At 65.8% G+C, this 16,839-nt stretch carries 17 protein-coding genes; 9 read left to right on the top strand and 8 right to left on the bottom strand.

Annotation, left to right across the window (positions count from 1 at the left end; all coding sequences use genetic code 11):
• The first annotated feature begins 26 nt into the window (after window positions 1–26).
• Window positions 27–1,358 carry an aspartate aminotransferase family protein gene (locus JL101_RS19670; RefSeq protein ID WP_203097703.1) on the top strand — a complete coding sequence of 444 codons (1,332 nt, stop codon included), beginning with the start codon at window positions 27–29 and terminating at the stop codon, window positions 1,356–1,358.
• Between the two features lie 15 nt (window positions 1,359–1,373).
• On the opposite strand, the gene JL101_RS19665 is transcribed toward JL101_RS19670, so the two are convergent.
• The 5 genes from JL101_RS19665 to JL101_RS19645 form a co-directional block, all read right to left on the bottom strand.
• Window positions 1,374–2,105, bottom strand: coding sequence for a hypothetical protein (locus tag JL101_RS19665; protein ID WP_203097704.1), 732 nt, complete (start codon window positions 2,103–2,105; stop codon window positions 1,374–1,376).
• A 115-nt stretch (window positions 2,106–2,220) separates the two neighbouring features.
• Window positions 2,221–3,498 (bottom strand): NAD(P)/FAD-dependent oxidoreductase, encoded by a 1,278-nt coding sequence (locus JL101_RS19660; RefSeq protein WP_203097842.1) that lies wholly within the window; start codon window positions 3,496–3,498, stop codon window positions 2,221–2,223.
• Window positions 3,498–4,310 carry a phosphatase PAP2 family protein gene (locus JL101_RS19655; protein WP_203097705.1) on the bottom strand — a complete coding sequence of 271 codons (813 nt, stop codon included), beginning with the start codon at window positions 4,308–4,310 and terminating at the stop codon, window positions 3,498–3,500. The genes JL101_RS19660 and JL101_RS19655 overlap by 1 nt, the downstream gene beginning before the upstream one ends.
• A 132-nt stretch (window positions 4,311–4,442) precedes the next feature.
• Entirely contained in the window at window positions 4,443–5,540 is a 1,098-nt protein-coding gene (locus JL101_RS19650; RefSeq protein WP_203097706.1) for a TRAP transporter substrate-binding protein, read from the bottom strand.
• 154 nt (window positions 5,541–5,694) lie between these two features.
• Window positions 5,695–6,006, bottom strand: coding sequence for a hypothetical protein (locus JL101_RS19645; protein ID WP_203097707.1), 312 nt, complete (start codon window positions 6,004–6,006; stop codon window positions 5,695–5,697).
• A gap of 198 nt (window positions 6,007–6,204) precedes the next feature.
• Between JL101_RS19645 and JL101_RS19640 the strand changes: the two genes are divergently transcribed.
• Window positions 6,205–7,548, top strand: coding sequence for a glutamine synthetase family protein (locus JL101_RS19640; RefSeq protein WP_203097708.1), 1,344 nt, complete (start codon window positions 6,205–6,207; stop codon window positions 7,546–7,548).
• A 55-nt stretch (window positions 7,549–7,603) separates the two neighbouring features.
• Here JL101_RS19640 and JL101_RS19635 read toward each other — a convergent pair whose 3' ends face one another.
• The gene (locus JL101_RS19635) at window positions 7,604–8,083 is read right to left on the bottom strand and encodes a hypothetical protein (protein ID WP_203097709.1); all 480 of its coding nucleotides are present in this window, start codon (window positions 8,081–8,083) and stop codon (window positions 7,604–7,606) included.
• Window positions 8,084–8,678: 595 nt separating this feature from the next.
• Here JL101_RS19635 and JL101_RS19630 point away from each other — a divergent pair.
• The 6 genes from JL101_RS19630 (at window position 8,679) to JL101_RS19605 (ending at window position 14,716) form a co-directional block, all read left to right on the top strand.
• Window positions 8,679–9,779, top strand: a complete 1,101-nt coding sequence (locus tag JL101_RS19630) for a polyamine ABC transporter substrate-binding protein (RefSeq protein WP_203097710.1) — start codon at window positions 8,679–8,681, stop codon at window positions 9,777–9,779.
• Between the two features lie 95 nt (window positions 9,780–9,874).
• A complete protein-coding gene (locus JL101_RS19625) occupies window positions 9,875–11,020 on the top strand; it encodes an ABC transporter ATP-binding protein (RefSeq protein ID WP_203097711.1) in 1,146 nt (381 codons plus the stop codon).
• A 136-nt stretch (window positions 11,021–11,156) separates the two neighbouring features.
• A complete protein-coding gene (locus tag JL101_RS19620) occupies window positions 11,157–12,038 on the top strand; it encodes an ABC transporter permease subunit (protein ID WP_228435508.1) in 882 nt (293 codons plus the stop codon).
• A complete protein-coding gene (locus JL101_RS19615; protein WP_203097843.1) occupies window positions 12,038–12,874 on the top strand; it encodes an ABC transporter permease subunit in 837 nt (278 codons plus the stop codon). The genes JL101_RS19620 and JL101_RS19615 overlap by 1 nt, the downstream gene beginning before the upstream one ends.
• A gap of 432 nt (window positions 12,875–13,306) precedes the next feature.
• Window positions 13,307–14,320, top strand: coding sequence for an agmatine deiminase (gene aguA, locus JL101_RS19610; protein WP_203097713.1), 1,014 nt, complete (start codon window positions 13,307–13,309; stop codon window positions 14,318–14,320).
• Window positions 14,321–14,419: 99 nt separating this feature from the next.
• Window positions 14,420–14,716 carry a hypothetical protein gene (locus JL101_RS19605; protein WP_203097714.1) on the top strand — a complete coding sequence of 99 codons (297 nt, stop codon included), beginning with the start codon at window positions 14,420–14,422 and terminating at the stop codon, window positions 14,714–14,716.
• Window positions 14,717–14,724: 8 nt separating this feature from the next.
• Here the strand turns inward: JL101_RS19605 and JL101_RS19600 are convergent, their stop codons facing one another.
• Window positions 14,725–15,234 carry a DUF1003 domain-containing protein gene (locus tag JL101_RS19600; RefSeq protein WP_228434982.1) on the bottom strand — a complete coding sequence of 170 codons (510 nt, stop codon included), beginning with the start codon at window positions 15,232–15,234 and terminating at the stop codon, window positions 14,725–14,727.
• A 265-nt stretch (window positions 15,235–15,499) separates the two neighbouring features.
• On the opposite strand from JL101_RS19600, the gene JL101_RS19595 reads away from it, so the two are divergent.
• The gene (locus tag JL101_RS19595) at window positions 15,500–16,111 is read left to right on the top strand and encodes a LysE family translocator (RefSeq protein WP_203097716.1); all 612 of its coding nucleotides are present in this window, start codon (window positions 15,500–15,502) and stop codon (window positions 16,109–16,111) included.
• Window positions 16,112–16,219: 108 nt separating this feature from the next.
• Here the strand turns inward: JL101_RS19595 and JL101_RS19590 are convergent, their stop codons facing one another.
• Window positions 16,220–16,822, bottom strand: coding sequence for an ATP-dependent Clp protease proteolytic subunit (locus tag JL101_RS19590; protein ID WP_202684682.1), 603 nt, complete (start codon window positions 16,820–16,822; stop codon window positions 16,220–16,222).
• Window positions 16,823–16,839: the final 17 nt, after the last annotated feature.

Below are 16,839 nucleotides of genomic sequence, written 5' to 3'. Positions count from 1 at the left end.
CCCTCATTCTTCAAGGAGAACCCGTCATGGACGGCATCACGACGCCCAGCCAGCCGAACAATCTCGAAGCTTTCTGGATGCCGTTCACCATGAACCGGCAATTCAAGAAAGCGCCGCGCATGCTGGTGTCGGCGGAGGGCATGTATTACACGTCCCAGGACGGCCGTCAGATCCTCGACGGCGCCGCCGGGCTGTGGTGCGTCAACGCGGGGCACCGCCGCCCCAGGATCGTCGAGGCGGTCCAGCGCCAGATCTCGGAACTCGACTACGCGCCCGCGTTCCAGATGGGGCATCCGCTGGCGTTCGAGCTGGCGTCGCGGCTGACCACCCTGATGCCGGGCGACCTGGACCATGTCTTCTTCACCAACTCCGGCTCCGAATCGGTCGATACCGCGCTGAAGATCGCGCTGGCCTACCAGCGGGCCCGGGGCGAGGGCACCCGGCAGCGGCTGATCGGGCGCGAGCGCGGCTACCATGGCGTCGGCTTCGGCGGGATCTCGGTCGGCGGCATCGTCTCCAACCGAAAGTTCTTCGGCAGCCTGCTCAACGGCGTCGACCATATGCCGCACACCCACGACAAGTCGCACCAGGCGTTCAGCCGCGGGCAGCCGGAATGGGGCGGCCATCTGGCCGACGAGCTGGAGCGCATCGTCACCCTGCACGACGCGTCGAACATCGCCGCCGTCATCGTGGAGCCGGTCGCCGGCTCGACCGGCGTGCTGATCCCGCCGCAGGGCTATCTCCAGCGGCTCCGCGAGATCTGCGACAAGCACGGCATCCTGCTGATCTTCGACGAGGTCATCACCGGGTTCGGCCGCCTGGGGGCCAGCTTCGCCACCGAATATTTCGGCGTCATGCCCGACATCGTCTGCACCGCGAAGGGCATCACCAACGGCACCATCCCCATGGGGGCCGTGTTCGTGCGCAAGCACATCTACGACGCCTTCATGACCGGCCCGGAAGGCGCCATCGAGCTGTTCCACGGCTACACCTATTCGGGCCATCCCGTCGCCTGCGCCGCAGGTCTCGCGACCCTGGACACCTACCAGGAGGACGGGCTGTTCCAGCGCGCGGCCGACTTGGCGCCCTACTGGGAGGCGGCGGTCCACAGCCTGAAGGGGGCACGCCACGTCATCGACCTGCGCAACCTGGGCCTGATCGCCGGCATCGAGCTGGAACCGCTGCCCGGCCAGCCGACCAAGCGGGCCTTCGAAGCCTTCCTGAAGTGCTACGAGCGCGGCGTGATGATTCGGACCACCGGCGACATCATCGCCATGTCCCCGCCGCTGATCATCGAGAAGGCCGAGATCGACCGGCTGTTCACCACCGTGCGCGAGGTGCTGGAAACCATCGAGTAGGACTCCCGGCCTGCTTCACGGCTTCTCCAGGTTCGTGCAAAGGTGCGGCTCGGACGCGCACAGCACGGGCCGGGAGTTGCCGAGGTCGCCGCGGGAGCACATGGTCGAGGTGCGGGCGTATTCCTCGCGGGAGTCGAGGCGGTCGTGCAGGCTGTCGCGGTCGCTCTGCATGTCGCGCGAGACCCGGTCCACATGCTGGCGGACCGACCGCGCCATCCGCTCGCCGATGCGGGTGACATCGGCTTCCCGCCTGGCGACCTGACCGCCGGCCTGCTTCGCCGCGAACTCGACGGCGCGCTGCATGACCGGGGCGAAGCGCTGCAGCACGTCCTGGTCGATCCGGTAATGGACGATCTCGTGGCGCCAGACCGACTCGCGGGCGCACGCGTCCTCCGCCAGTTCGCGCCCGATATAGATCTTCGGCTCGGTCAGGGTCAGCGTCACCTCGATCGTGTCCAGGGATACGCAGATCTCCCTGCCGTCGTCGACCCAGCGGTACCGGGCCGACTGGCCGACTGCGATCGCTCCGGTGTACAGCCCGGCGGGGTGGGCGCCGGGCTTGCGGAACAGGCGGGTCAGTTCGCTGAAACCGAGATCCTCATTGGCGAGAACGTCGGTCTGGGCGGTCCTGACCGTCACCGTCGGGGGCGGCGGCCGGGCGGAGCAGGATTGCGCCGCGGCCTGGACCGGCCCCACGGCACAGAACAAGGGCAGGGCGAGCATCAGGATCAGGATTCTGAGGGGCACGGATCGACGCTTGGCTGTTGGCACGGAATCTCGGAACGGGAAGACCATTCGTCCCCAAGATTACGACTTTTTTGCAATCGATCAGAGCACTGTCCGCGCGCCGGCCATACCCCTTTCACAATAGGTCGCGCAGGCGGAACCAGGCCATGGCGAGCACCAGCAGGGGCATCCGGGCGGGGCCGCCGGGGAAACGCTGGTGCGGCAGGCGGGCGAAGACGTCGAACCGTTCCGCGGTCCCGCCGACCGCCTCGGCGATCAGCTTCCCGGCAAGGCCGGTGAGCGCCACGCCGTGGCCCGAATAGCCCTGGGCGAAAAAGGTGTTGGAGCCGATCCGCCCGAAATGGGGCGTGCGGTTCAGCGTGATCGCCACATGGCCGCCCCAGCAATGGTCGATCCCGGCATCGGCCAGCTGCGGGAAATAGCGCAGCATCGTGCGGCGCAGGATACGCTTCAGGTCCGGCCGGTCGAGCCCCGAATAGCTGACGCCGCCGCCGAACAGCAGCCGGTGGTCGGGCGAGCGCCGGTAGTAGTTCAGAACGAAATTGACGTCGGCGACCGCGTGTCCGCACGGGATCAGGGACGTCGCGCGTTCCTCGCCCAGCGGCTCCGTCGCGATCATGTATGTCGCGACCGGCATGATCTTCGCCGCCAGTTCCGGCACCAGCCCGCCCAGATAGGCGTTGCCCGCCAGGACAAGGTAGTCCGCCCGGACCGTGCCCGCTGCGGCGTGGGCGGCAGGCATCGTGCCGGTGTCGAGCCGTTCGACCCGGGAACCCTCGAAGATCCGGACGCCCGCCCCGGTCGCGGCGCGGCCCAGTCCGATCGCATAGTTCAGCGGATGGAGCTGCCCGCTGCCGCCGTCGAACAGCCCGCCGACATAGGCATCGGACGCGACCATCGAGCGTATCTCGTCCCGGTCCAGCAGGCGTGCCTCGTGGTAGCCGTAGTCGCCGCTCCATTCCGCTTCCATCTCGCGCAGCCCGGCAAGCTGCCGCTGCTTCAGCGCCGCCAGGACGTAGCCCCAGCGCAGGTCGCAGTCGATGGCGTGGCGCTCCACACGGTCCGCCAGGATCCGTTTCGATTCCTCGCCGAGTTCCCACAGCAGGCGCGAGTCGTCCTTGCCGACCCATCCCTCCATGGTCCCCATGGAGGGATTGTACGCCGTGACGATCTGCCCGCCGTTCCGTCCCGAGGCGCCCCAGCCGATCCGCTCCGCCTCCAGCAGCACGACGTCATAGCCCCGCTCCGCCAGGTGCAGGGCCGCGGAAAGCCCGGTATAGCCGCCGCCCACGACGCAGACGTCGCACCGCAGATCGCCCGCCAGCGGCGGATGATCGGGTTGGGGCAGGGCGGTCTCGGAATACCAGGAACGGGGATGGCCGCGGCCGGCCATCAGGACCGCCCTTCGCGCGACGGCCAGCGGCTGTCGCACCAGGGCGTCCAGCGGCGCCACAGGTCCAGGGTCTGCCTGGGCGAGAACATGGCGGCGTGCAGCCCGGCGATGGTCAAGGTCATGAAAACTCCGGCATAGATCACGTCACTGAAGAAATGGGCTCCCATGCCGATCCTGAGGAGCCCCGCGGCGAGCCCGGCTGCCATGCCCGCGACGAGCAACGGTCCGGCGAAGCGCCGCAACGCCACATAGGCGAAGATGTGCAGGTAGAACCCCATGGCCGCGTCGCCGGCGACGAACGAACAGTTCTTTTCGCACTGGTTGCTGATCACCATCGGGGGGCTGAAATACTGGTCGCCGCCGAACTCCGCCACCTGTACCGGCCGGGCGCGGTTCCACATGTCCTTCAGCACGACGTTGGCGACCAGCCCGGGTCCGAGCACCAGGCCCAGGAACAGGAAGGCCCAGCTTCGAGGCCCGAGCCCGAGGAGGACCGCCGGCGTGCCCTCGCAGGTCCGCAGCAGGTTCCACAGCGAGCGTCCGGCGGTATAGAGGAAGGCCAGGAGGGTCGCCGCGCCGATGATCCGCGCGAGGACCTGGATCGCGGCATGGATCGCCTCCGGCATCGGCCGGTTACGCCAGACGAAGCCCCCGGCAGTGTCATAGAACAGGCGGGAGATGCCGAGATCGATGGCCGGAACCAGAACCAGCAGGATCAGGACCGCGAGCCCCACCCGGGTGATCCAGCGCGTCCGGCGGGACCGGAGCACGGCCATGTCGCCGTCGATCCGCATCGGCTCGTCGAGGTCCATCGTCGCATTCCGCCTTGTGCCCAGGAACGAACGGGGAGACTTTATGGGTGGCGGGCGATCCCGTGTCTACCTCGACGGCGCGGTCGGGGGCCGCGCCCTAACAGCGCGGCCCCGGGCGAGGGACGGGACGGCTCAGGCGCCGAGCGCCTTCTCGCGCAGGTTCAGGTAGGCGAGGTCGCTCCACCGGCTCCAGGCGCGGGATTTCTCCAGGGCGGCGGAGAAGGAGGCATGGACCTTCCGGGTCATGTCGTTCGAGGCGGAAATCTCGGCCATGACCTCGCGGGTCGCCCGGCCCATCTCGACCGCCACCTCCTCCGGCCATTCCCGGAGCTGCACGCCGTGGTCGCGGACCAGCGGTTCCAGAGACTGGGCATTGTGATAGGTGAAGTCGGCCAGCGTGGTGGTCGCCGTCGCCTGGGCCGCGGCCGCGACGATCTGCTGGAGATCCTTCGGCAGGGCGTCGTATTTCTGCTTGTTGACGCTGATCTCGAGCGCCGGCCCGGCCTCGTGGAAGGCGGGCAGGTAGTAGAACTTGGCGATCTGGTACAGGCCGAACGCAAGGTCGTTCCAGGGGCCGACCCACTCCGCCGCGTCGACCGCGCCCGACTGAAGGGCGGCGAAGATCTCGCCCGGCGGCGTCAGCACGACGTTGACGCCCATCTTCTGCATCACGGCGCCGCCCAGGCCGGCGATCCGGAACTTCCGGCCGCGCAGGTCGGCCAGGCCGGTGACCTCGCGCACGAACCATCCGCCCGCCTGGACGCCGCTGTTGCCGGCGTAGAACGGCTTGACGCCGAAGGGCGCGTAGGCTTCGTCCCACAGCTGCTGGCCGCCGCCGTAATAGATCCAGCCGCTGAACTCGGCCGCCGTCAGGCCGAACGGCACGCCGGTGAACCAGTGGAACACCGGATTCTTGCCCTGCCAGTAATAGGGCGTGGCGTGCAGCATGTCGGCGGTGCCGCTGGCGACGGCGTCGAACGCCTCGAACGGCGGGACCAGCTCGCCGGCGGCATAGAGCTTGACCGTGAGCCGGCCGCCGCTCAGCGCCCCGATCATGTCGGCGGCCCGCTGGGCGTTGACGCCGACGCCGGGAGCGTTCTTGGGCCAGGACGTGACCATCGTCCACTGCTGGCGGCCCTGGGAAATGGCGGGAGCCGGAAAGCTTGCGGCGGCACCCAGCGCTGCGGCGCCACCGGCCGCGCCCGTGGTGAGGAATTGACGTCTTTTCATGTCGCCTCTCTTGGTGGAAGCCTGTTCGGCACCCTTGGGGGCCGCATAGTGCCTCCTTCGATCCTTCCGCACAACGGAGATACCCGCGGGCGGAGATACCCGCGGGCGGCGATACCCGGGCCGGCGATGCCCCGTCCAAAAGGGCTTCGTCAGTTCAGAGGGGTTCGCCGCGGGTCACCGGGGTCACCGGAGCGGCCAGCGGAGCCGGTGCTGCCGTCGCTCCGCCGGACTGGTACGACGGCCGGGTCTGGTCTGGATAAGGTTGGGCCGGGACCGCTTCCGGCGCAGTCAGGTCCTGGCCCCGCGCCGGGGCATAGCCCTGCTGGCGTCGGGTCTCCTGGACCTGTGGGTCGTTCTCGACCCGGTTGATGACGAACTTGGTGCCGTCGGCGACACCGCTGGCGACCATTTCGATGACTCCGCAGCCGGACAGCAGCAGCGGCAAGGCCAGGAAAGCAATGCGCATGGAGGATCCTTCACTTCGTACTCCCGATGCGCTAAGGCCACGGCGCTCCGGGTGCAAGCACCAAATCGGGGTTGGCCAAGCGAATTTTGCCCAGCCCGCAACGGCCCCTCTGGCGCGTGCCGCGGCATCGACCCATAATGACCGGTGTCAGGCGCAACAACGCGGAGCCGGCCGGGGTGCGCCCGAGCCGTCAGATGTATGAACCTCCTCAGCGATTTCATCCAGGGCCGCCAGATCACCGAGGTCGAGTGTCTCGTTCCGGACATGTCCGGGATCGCGCGCGGCAAGATCCTGCCGGCCGAGAAGTTCCTCCGCATCCTGCGCGAGCGCGGCTTGCGCATGCCGGAAGCGATCTTCATCCAGACGGTGACCGGCGAGTACCCGGATGACGAGGACGTCACCAGCCCGGCCAATTCGGACATCTACATGCGTCCCGACGAGAACACGATCCGCATGGTGCCCTGGTACACCGAGGCGACCGCCCAGGTGATCAGCGACTGCGACTATGCCGACGGCAGCCCGGTGGACATCTCGCCGCGCTGGGTGCTCAAGCGGGTGCTGGAACTGTACGACGAGCGCGGCTGGCAGCCGATCGTGGCTCCCGAGCTGGAGTTCTTCCTGGTCCAGATCAACAAGGACCCGGATTATCCGCTGGTTCCGCCGGTCGGCCGGTCGGGCCGGACCGAGAGCGGCCGGCAGGCCTACGGCATCGATGCGGTCAACGAGTTCGACCCGATCTTCGAGGACGTCTACGACTACTGCGAGGCGCAGCGAATCGACATCGACACCCTGACCCACGAGGCCGGTGCCGCGCAGATCGAGATCAACTTCAACCATGGCGACGCGCTGGAACTGGCCGACCAGGTCTTCCTGTTCAAGCGGACGGTTCGGGAAACCGCGATCCGGCACAACGTCTATGCCACGTTCATGGCGAAGCCGATGCAGGGCGAGCCGGGCAGCGCCATGCATGTCCACCAGAGCGTGGTCGACAAGAACACGGGGGAAAATCTATTCTCCAACGCCGACGGGGAGGACACCCCGTTGTTCCTCAGCCATATCGCCGGCCTCCAGAAATACCTGCCGTCGGCGATGCCGCTGCTCGCCCCCAACGTCAACTCGTACCGCCGCCTGATCGCCGGGTCCGATGCCCCGATCAATGTCCATTGGGGCCGGGACAACCGCACCACCGGCTTCCGCGTCCCGGTCTCCCCGCCGGAGTCGCGGCGGGTCGAGAACCGCGTCGCCGGAGCCGACGCCAACCCCTACCTGGCGCTGGCCGCCTCGCTCGCCTGCGGCTATATCGGAATGGTCCAGTCGCTGGAGCCGACCGACCCGGTCAAGGGCAGCGCCCATCGCCTGGCCTATACCCTGCCGCGCCACCAGTCCGACGCGATCACCAAGTTCAATGCCTGCAAGCCGCTCCGCGAGATCTTCGGCGAACGCTTCGTCGCCGCCGTGACCCATGTCAAGCAGGCGGAGTATGACGCCTATCAGCGGGTGATCAGCTCCTGGGAGCGGGAGAACCTGCTGCTGAACGTGTGAGGCTTTAGGAAGGGGCGGGGCGGTACTTCCGCAGGCGCGCCGCCCTTTACCGGTATCAGGCCGCCATGCTCGGCGCGATCGCGTCGAAAACGATGCCCAAGGTCTCCTGATTGGCGTGGCGTCTCGACATCTGATAGGCGGTTTCCAGGACTTTCCGGCCGGGAATGTCCGCACGAAGGAGCACGGACTGAACGGCGTAGATCGCCGCGAGATCCTGGATCAGGTGGATCAGGGCATGGCCCTGGCCCTGCTCGGCCACATGCACGATCTTGAACCGGCCAAGCCTGAAGGCGATGATTCCCGCGATCTTGCCGGGAGACAGGCCGTCGGCCGGTTGCCTGCGCCGGAACAACGCGGTCAAGTCGATATCGGCTTCATCGAGCGCGAGTCTCAGCTCCCGCTCGGAATAGGATACGAGGCTGAACTCGAGACGGACTGTCCTGCATGCATTGATCAAGGAGCGTGCGTAAGCCTCAAGCAGCTTTTCGCGTGTGCGATGAGAAAGTACCTCGCCTTCCAGAACGCCTTTGCCCATTCGTCATTCGATTCCTTCAAGAGGTCGGCGACGGCATCCAGGTTGGTCGGTACGAAAGGCGCCTGGCATACCAGATCCTCCAACTCCCGCGCGGTTCGAAGTCCGTGATTGAAGCTGACGGCGCTACGCTGATAGTCAGAGTTGTTCATACGCTCCATCGATTGCCGGAACTCTTCCGGATCGTCAGCTATGACGGCAAGGTTGGGCATGGGATGGCCTCTGACAGGATGGCGTGGTGCTCGCGTTGTGGGAAGCCGGCGGGGCACGCCTACCGTCCTCGGAAGAAATCCGAGCCGGGCTGCCGCGCGATTCTCCAAGGAGCTATGACGACGTGAATTTACCTCTTTTTCGCGCATATGCAATTTAATTCAGAAAATCGGTGATGGGCTGCGTCAAGCTGCCTCCGCCCCATCCTCGTCGTCTCCGGCCGACCCGCCAAAACTTCGATGCGAATGTCGCGTTGCGGCGTTGACAACCCCCCTGCCCATGAGTGCAATAGCCGCCGACGCGGCGATGCCCAAACCGGTCGGCGTAATGGGGACGCGTCCGCTTGGCCGGAGTGATGAAATTTCCAAGAATGTCGGGGTTCAGCGGGATGAAGCAGAGGATCGTAAGCAGCCTGATCGGCGCCGTTGCCGCCGTCGCCATCGCGGCGCCGGGCTTGGCGTCTGCACAGACGGTCAACATCTACAACTGGAACGATTATATCGGCGAGACGACCCTTGAGGACTTCAAGGCGGAAACCGGTATCTCCTACAACTACGACATCTACGACAACCTCGAGATCCTGGAGCAGAAGCTGCTGGTCGGCCGGTCCGGCTACGACATCGTGGTGCCCACCGCCGAGCCGACCATGAGCCGGCTGATCAAGGCCGGGGCGCTCCAGAAGCTCGACAAGTCGAAGATCCCGAACCTGAAGAACCTCGACCCCGTGCTGATGAAGCAGGTCGAGCGTTCCGATCCCGGCAACCAGTACGGCGTCATCTACCAGTGGGGCACTATCGGGATCGGCATCAACGCCGAGAAGATCAAGGCCCTGATGCCCGACGCGCCGCTCGACAGCTTCGACCTGATCTTCGATCCGGAAGTCGCCAAGAAGATCGCCCCGTGCGGCATCACGATCCTTGATTCGGCGACCGACACCTTCCCGACCGTGCTTCACTATCTCGGCCTCGATCCCAACTCGGACAAGGCGGACGACCTGAAGAAGGCCGAGGAGACGCTGATGAAGATCCGCCCCTACGTGAAGAACTTCGTCACGGGGCAGAACATCAACAACCTCGCGGCCGGCGACGCCTGCGTGGCGCTGGCCTATTCGGGCGACGTGATCCAGGCCCAGGCCCGTGCCGCCGAGGCGAATGCCGGCGTGACCGTCGACTACGTCGTTCCGAAGGAGGGCGTCCAGCTCTGGTTCGACATGATGACGGTTACCGCCGACTCGCCCAACGCCGACGCGGCCCACAAATTCATCAACTTCGTCCTGAAGCCCGAGGTGATGGCCGGCATCACCAACTTCACCAACTACGCCAACGCCGTCCCGGCGTCGCTGGAGCAGGTGGACGAGGCGGTCAAGACCAACCCGGCGGTCTTCCCGTCGGAGGAGGCGAAGCAGAACATGTTCACCGTCTCGGCCGTGTCGCCGGCGGCCGAACGGCTGCGTACCCGTTCCTGGACCCGGGTCAAGACCGGCCAGTAAGCGGGTATCGCCGTCCAAAGGAATCAAGCCCCGGCCGGTCGCGACGGCCGGGGCTTCTGTTTGCCGGATGCCGTGATCGCAGGGAGAACCCGGAAATGGCTCAGCCCAACCGCAAGATAAAGCTGGAACCCTGGCAGGATCCCAAGGAACAGCCCTATGTGAGGATCGAGAAGGTCACGAAGAAGTTCGGCGACTTCACGGCCGTGGACGACGTGTCCCTGTCGATCTACCGGGGGGAACTGTTCTCGCTGCTGGGCGGGTCGGGCAGCGGCAAGACCACGCTCCTGCGCATGCTGGCCGGCTTCGAGATGCCGACCTCGGGCAAGATCTTCATCGACGGCGTCGACATGTCGAACATTCCGCCGTACGACCGCCCGGTCAACATGATGTTCCAGAGCTACGCCCTGTTCCCGCACATGACGGTCGAGCAGAACATCGCCTTCGGCCTGAAGCAGGACCGCGTGCCCCGCGACCAGATCCGCCAGCGCGTCGCCGAGGTGCTGGACCTCGTCCAGCTCGGCCGCTTCGCCAAGCGCCGGCCGCACCAGCTTTCCGGCGGCCAGCGGCAGCGCGTGGCGCTGGCCCGAAGCCTCGTCAAGCGGCCCAAGCTGCTGCTGCTGGACGAACCGCTGGGCGCGCTCGACCGGCGCCTGCGCGAGCAGACCCAATTCGAGCTGGTCAATATCCAGGAGCAGGTCGGCATCACCTTCGTGATCGTGACCCACGACCAGGAGGAGGCCATGACCATGTCGTCCAGGATCGCCGTGATGAACAGTGGCTGGATCGCCCAGGTCGGCACGCCGGCGGAAGTCTACGAGTACCCGAACTCGAAACACGTGGCCGAGTTCGTCGGCTCGGTCAACATGTTCGCCGGCCGCATCCTGGAGGACGAGCCCGACCATGTGCTGATCCAGTCGGAGGAGGCGGGTTGCGACCTCTACATCAACCACGGCGTCCCCGTTCCGCTGGGCACTCCGGTGTCGGTCGCCGTCCGGCCGGAGAAGATGGCGCTCTCCAAGGAGCCCCCGGCGACGGGCGGCGGCCGCAACGCGACCCGCGGGACGGTGCGGGAGATCGCCTACCTGGGCAACCTGTCGATCTATCTGATCGAACTGGAGTCCGGTAAGATGGTCCGCGTCACCCAGCCGAACTTCAGCCGGCTGACCGAGATGCCGATCACCTGGGAGGACCGCGTGTACGTCACTTGGCAGCCCTTCGCGGGCGTCGTGCTGACCCAATGAGGGGGCTCCGATGAGCAGGCAGGGTTTCGTTCCGCTGGGAGACCGCATGAGCAAGGACGCGCCGTCGCCGGGCTTCGATCTCGGCCAGTTCCTTCCCGTCCGCCTGGTGCTGGACCTGCTGCGCCGGCTGGGCCTGATGGGGCGCGGGCTGGTCATCATGGTCCCGTATGTGTGGCTGCTGCTGTTCTTCCTGATCCCCTTCGCGATCGTGCTGAAGATCAGCTTCTCCGAAGCGGCGATCGCGATCCCGCCCTATACCGCCCTCATCGAATGGGCGGAGGAGACGTACCTGACCATCCGGCTGAATTTCGGCAGCTACCTGTTCCTGCTGACCGACAGCCTGTACGCGGTGGCCTATCTCAATTCGCTGAAGATCGCCTTCGTCTCCACCGTGCTGTGCCTGCTGCTGGGCTATCCCATGGCCTACGGCATCGCCAAGGCGCCCCAGGCCTGGCGCGGGCCGCTGCTGATGCTGATCATCCTGCCGTTCTGGACCTCGTTCCTGATCCGGGTCTATGCCTGGATCGGCATCCTGAAGCAGGAGGGGCTGCTCAACAATTTCCTGCTCTGGCTGGGCGTGATCGACGCGCCGCTCCAGATCCTCTACACCGACACGTCGATCTATATCGGCATCGTCTATTCCTACCTGCCGTTCATGATCCTGCCGCTCTACGCGACCCTGGAGAAGCTGGACGACACCCTGCTGGAGGCGGCGGCGGACCTCGGCGCCAAGCCTTTCACGGCGTTTCTCAGCGTCACGCTGCCGCTGTCGGTGCCCGGCATCGTCGCCGGCTCGCTGCTGGTCTTCATCCCCGCCGTCGGCGAGTTCGTGATTCCGTCCCTGCTGGGCGGGCCCAACACGCTGATGATCGGCGCCGTGCTGTGGAACGAGTTCTTCGCCAACCGCGATTGGCCGGTCGCCTCGGCCGTGGCGATAGCGCTTCTCCTGTTCCTCGTGGTCCCGATCATGCTGTTCCAGTATTACCAAGGCAGACAGCAGGAGGTGGCAAGACAATGATGCGACGTTCCAGCTTCGTGCTCACCATGATGGCGTTCGGCTACGCGTTCCTCTACGTGCCGATCATCCTGCTGATCATCTATTCCTTCAACGAGAGCCGCCTCGTCACCGTCTGGGGCGGTTGGTCCACCAAATGGTATGCGGGACTGCTGCACAACGACCAGATGCTGGCGGCGGCCTGGCTGTCGCTGCGCATCGCGGCGCTCAGCGCCACCTTCTCGGTCGTGCTGGGCACGCTGGCCGGGATGGCGATGGCCCGGTTCGGCCGGTTCCGCGGCAGGACCCTGTTCGGCGGCATGATCACGGCGCCGCTGGTCATGCCGGAGGTGATCACCGGCCTGTCGCTGCTGCTGCTGTTCGTCTCCCTGGAACAGTTCATCGGCTGGCCCGAGGGGCGCGGCATGACCACCATCACCATCGCCCACATCACTTTCACCATGGCCTTCGTCGCGGTCATCGTGCAGTCCAGGCTGGTCAGCCTGGATGAATCGATCGAGGAGGCGGCAATGGACCTGGGCGCCCGGCCGGCCAAGATCTTCTTCGTCATCACCCTGCCGATCATCTCGCCGGCCATCGTGTCGGGCTGGCTGCTGGCCTTCACGCTGTCGCTGGACGACCTCGTCATCGCCAGCTTCGTGTCCGGCCCGGCCTCGACCACGCTGCCCATGGTGATCTTCTCCAGCGTGCGCCTCGGCGTGACGCCGGAGATCAACGCGCTGGCGACGATCATCGTCGCCCTGGTGACGACCGGCATCATCGTGGCCGGAGTTTTCATGGCCCGCCAGGAAAGAATCAGGAAGCAGGACGAACAGATGGCGGCTGCGTCGAACGCCTGAGTTTTTCGGCTTTTCTTCGCCGGGGCGGGATTCGTCTTCATGCGCGGGGCTGCACTATCTCATGCGCGGCGCGCATGGCGGCCCCGGCGGAGCGGGGCGGGGGGTTGTCTTTCTCCGGGCAGGGGAATAACTTCTTCATCAGGTGAAACTGCTGAAGAGGCGTATCGTGAATTTCCTCGTGTTCCTTGGCCTGCTCCGTCTCGGCCCCGCCGCCCAGACCCGCTTCCAACGTCCGGCCACATCGTCCGAGTGGTTCCCGGCCCAGCATCCTCCGACCAGGCGCCGCGATTAGAGCGCTTCGGCCTCGTTTCTTTTTTCAAAGAAAATTTTCCGATTATCCCGGCCGGGTTCGCTCCCGTTCCGGGAGGTTGCCAAGATCGCGCCCCGGTGGTTAGTGTCACCGGGGCGTATTCATTGAGGGGGTATCAGACCATGTCCACTCCAGCCGCGGACGGTTTCCGCATGCCGGCGGAATGGGAGCGCCACAGCCGCTGCTGGATGGCGTGGCCCTGCCGCCCCGAGACTTTCGCCGGCGGCATCGATGCCGCCTGCGCCGCCTATGCCGAGGTCGCCCAGAGCATCGCCCAGTTCGAACCCGTCGCCATGGTGTGCAACCAGGCCGACGTGGCCGAGGTGTCCCTGGCCTGCGGCCCGGGGATCGAGGTGCTGCCCATGCCGATCAGCGACAGCTGGATCCGGGATACCGGGCCTTCCTTCGTCGTCAACGACGCGGGCCGGGTCGCCGGCGTGGATTGGGGCTTCAACGCCTGGGGCAACAACTATCCGGACCATCAGGTGGACGCCGAACTGGCGAAGCACATGCTGGGGCATCTGGGACTGCCGCGCTATCAGGCGCCGCTGATCCTGGAAGGCGGCTCGTTCCACGTGGACGGGGAGGGCACCCTGATCACGACCGAGGAATGCCTGCTCAACCCCAACCGCAATCCCAACCTGGGCAAGGCGGAGATCGAGCAGCACCTGAAGGATTATCTCGGCGTCCGCCAGGTGATCTGGCTGGGCCGCGGCTATGAGCAGGACGAGACCGACGGCCACATCGACGAGATCGCCTGCTTCGCCCGGCCGGGCGTGGTCCTGGCTCTGACCACCGACGACACCGGCGATCCCAACTTCAAGATCTTCCAGGACAACCTGGACCGACTGAAGGCCGCCCGCGACGCCCATGGCCGCGAGATCGAGGTGGTGCCGCTGCGCCAACCCCACCGCCGCGACCATAACGGCGTCCGCCTGACCCTGTCCTACACCAATTTCTACATCGCCAACGGCGGCATCGTGATGCCGGCCTACGAGGACACCGCCGACGACGAGGCCTTCCGCACGCTGCGCAAGGTATTTCCGGACCGGGAAGTGCTCCAGGTGCCGGCGCTGGACATCGTGAAGGGCGGAGGCGGCATCCACTGCATCACCCAGCAGCAGCCGGCCGGCTGAGTTGGATTATGGGAAGCTGCGTGACTCGGCGGAAAAGTTGTGTCATCATGAGGCTGGACGACCGTTAAGCACCCCTCAACCAGCCTTCAGGTGCGGGTCATGAACGTCAACATACCGCCGGTACAGCCGCCGATCGTCTCCAAGCCGTACAATGCGGCTTCGGCGGCCTATACGGTCAACCCGGCCATGGCGGCGGCCATGCAGACCGCGACCGTCACACGGACCCAGACGGTCCAGGCACCCGCTCCGGTCTACAAGGCCGAGGCGCCCCGGCGCGCGATGAGTTCGACCGAGACCGGCCAGTCCGTCGATACGACGGCCCAGGCCATCTCGTCGCGAACCTCCGGGGGCGGGGCGGCGAAGGGACGGGGCAGCCTGGTGGACATCCGGGCGTAGGTCCCGCTTTATCGGGAAGAGGGCGTCCCCGAATTCACCGCCTCGATTTCATCCAACACGGCCTCGGGAGCGACATCCCGGGTGATTTCGTCAAGCTCGGCATCGGCCTTCGTCCTGACGTCCAGGCGATCGGCGATCTGCGACACCAGGACTGTGAACTTGGTGACCTCATGCTCGGACAGGAGACTGATCTGAAGGTCGAGGTCGGCCCGCTTGTCAGCCGCCGCCGCCATACGGTTCTGACTGATCAGCACGAAGGTGGAAAGGAAGATGGCTTCCACCGATGCGATCATCGCCAGTACGACGAAGGAAGGGTCCCACTGGGGAATGCCGGGAACCCAGCCCAGGTTCGCGACGATCCAGAACCCGAAGAAGGTCAGGTGCAGATAGACGAACCGCATGCTGCCTGTGAAGTGGGTGATGCCTTCGGCGATCCGCTCCTCCAGGGTCGCTTCCACCTCTTCCTTCCGCCGCCGCCGCTGCAACGCCTGGATGTTCCGCTCCAGCGCTGAACTCATTCCGGGAGGCTGCGGCGGCGGATAGGTCGGGCCGCCTCCCGTATCTTCTTTGAAGTAGGCTTTTCCGTTCCGGCCCTGTCCGCTCATTCATTCCTTCCTCAAGCCGTTTCACCCGACCGGGGCTTGCCCCCGGGAGCACCGGCCTGAAAACCGACCATGTCGCGCGGCGTTCCCGACACATAGCTGCGATCGCATGCGCAGCGATTTGGCGCGGCCGGCGGTCAGTGATAGCATCGCCCGTCATCACCGTCTGGCGGGGACCGCCGTGAGCATCGACTTCCTGATAACGTCCCTCATCGTCGTCGCGTCACCCGGCACCGGGGTCCTGCTCACGCTTGCGGCGGGCCTTTCACGAGGGTTTCGGGCGAGCCTGATCGCAGCGTTCGGATGCACCCTGGGCATCATCCCGCACATGGCCGCGGCGATCATGGGCTTGGCGGCGCTGCTGCATACCAGCGCGCTGGCGTTCCAGATCCTCAAATATCTGGGCGTGGCCTACCTTCTCTATATGGCCTGGAACACGCTGAGGGAGCAGAGTGCGCTCCGCGTGGAGGAGGACGTCACTCCCCAGTCGGCGGTCCAGGTGATCGTCTCCGCTGTCCTGGTCAACATCCTCAACCCGAAGCTGTCAATATTCTTCCTCGCCTTCTTGCCGCAGTTCGTCAGCGCCACCGAACCGCATCCGCTCCCGCGCATGCTCGAACTGAGCGCCGTCTTCATGCTGCTGACCTTCGCCGTCTTCGTCGGCTACGGGATCTTCGCCGCGTCGATCCGGAGCCAAGTGATCTCGCGGCCCCGCGTGCTGGTCTGGATGCGGAGGACCTTCGCCGGTGCGTTCGCCGCATTGGGGGCCAAGCTTGCGCTGGCGGATCGGTGATTGCCAACCCGGGCGGCGGGGAGTCGCCCCTCCATCGAAACACAAAAAATGCGGGCCGAAGCCCGCATTTTCATCTCGCCATCTTGTTCGAAGCGCCAGCCCCGCCCCTCACTCGACTTCCTGGGCGCCCTGGACGATCCGGCTGACGATGCCGTAATCCTTCGCCTCTTCGGCGGACATCCAGTAGTTCCGGTCGGTGTCCTTCTCGACCCGCTCCAGCGGCTGGCCGGTTTCGCGGGCGATGATCTCGTTGATGCGGCGGCGCATCTTGATGATCTCCTTCGCCTCGATCGCGATGTCCGTCGCCCGACCGCCGGCGCCGCCCAGCGGCTGGTGGATCAGGAAGCGGGTGTTCGGCAGGCAGAGCCGGTTTTCCTTCTTCGCGGCCAGATAGATGTGGGCGCCGGCGCTGGCGACCCAGCCGGTGCCGATCATCTTCACCTGTGGGGTGATGAACCGGATCATGTCGTGGATGCTGTCGCCCGACTCCACGTGGCCGCCCGGCGAGTTGATGATGATCCGGATCGGATCGTCATTCTCCACCGCCAGGGCCAGAAGCTGGGCGCAGGTGCTTTCGGCGACCTTCTGGTTGATCTCGCCGAAGATCATGACCGTGCGCGACTTGAACAGGTTTTGAAGAACCGTGCTGAACGGTGCCGGGGTCGGCTTGGGCGTCTCTTCCTTCGGCTCTTCGTCCATGACCCAAAACATCAAATTCTCCTCGGACC

It is taken from the genome of Skermanella rosea (genome assembly GCF_016806835.2).
Classification (GTDB): domain Bacteria; phylum Pseudomonadota; class Alphaproteobacteria; order Azospirillales; family Azospirillaceae; genus Skermanella; species Skermanella rosea.
This window is presented reverse-complemented; position numbering and strand designations above follow the sequence as displayed.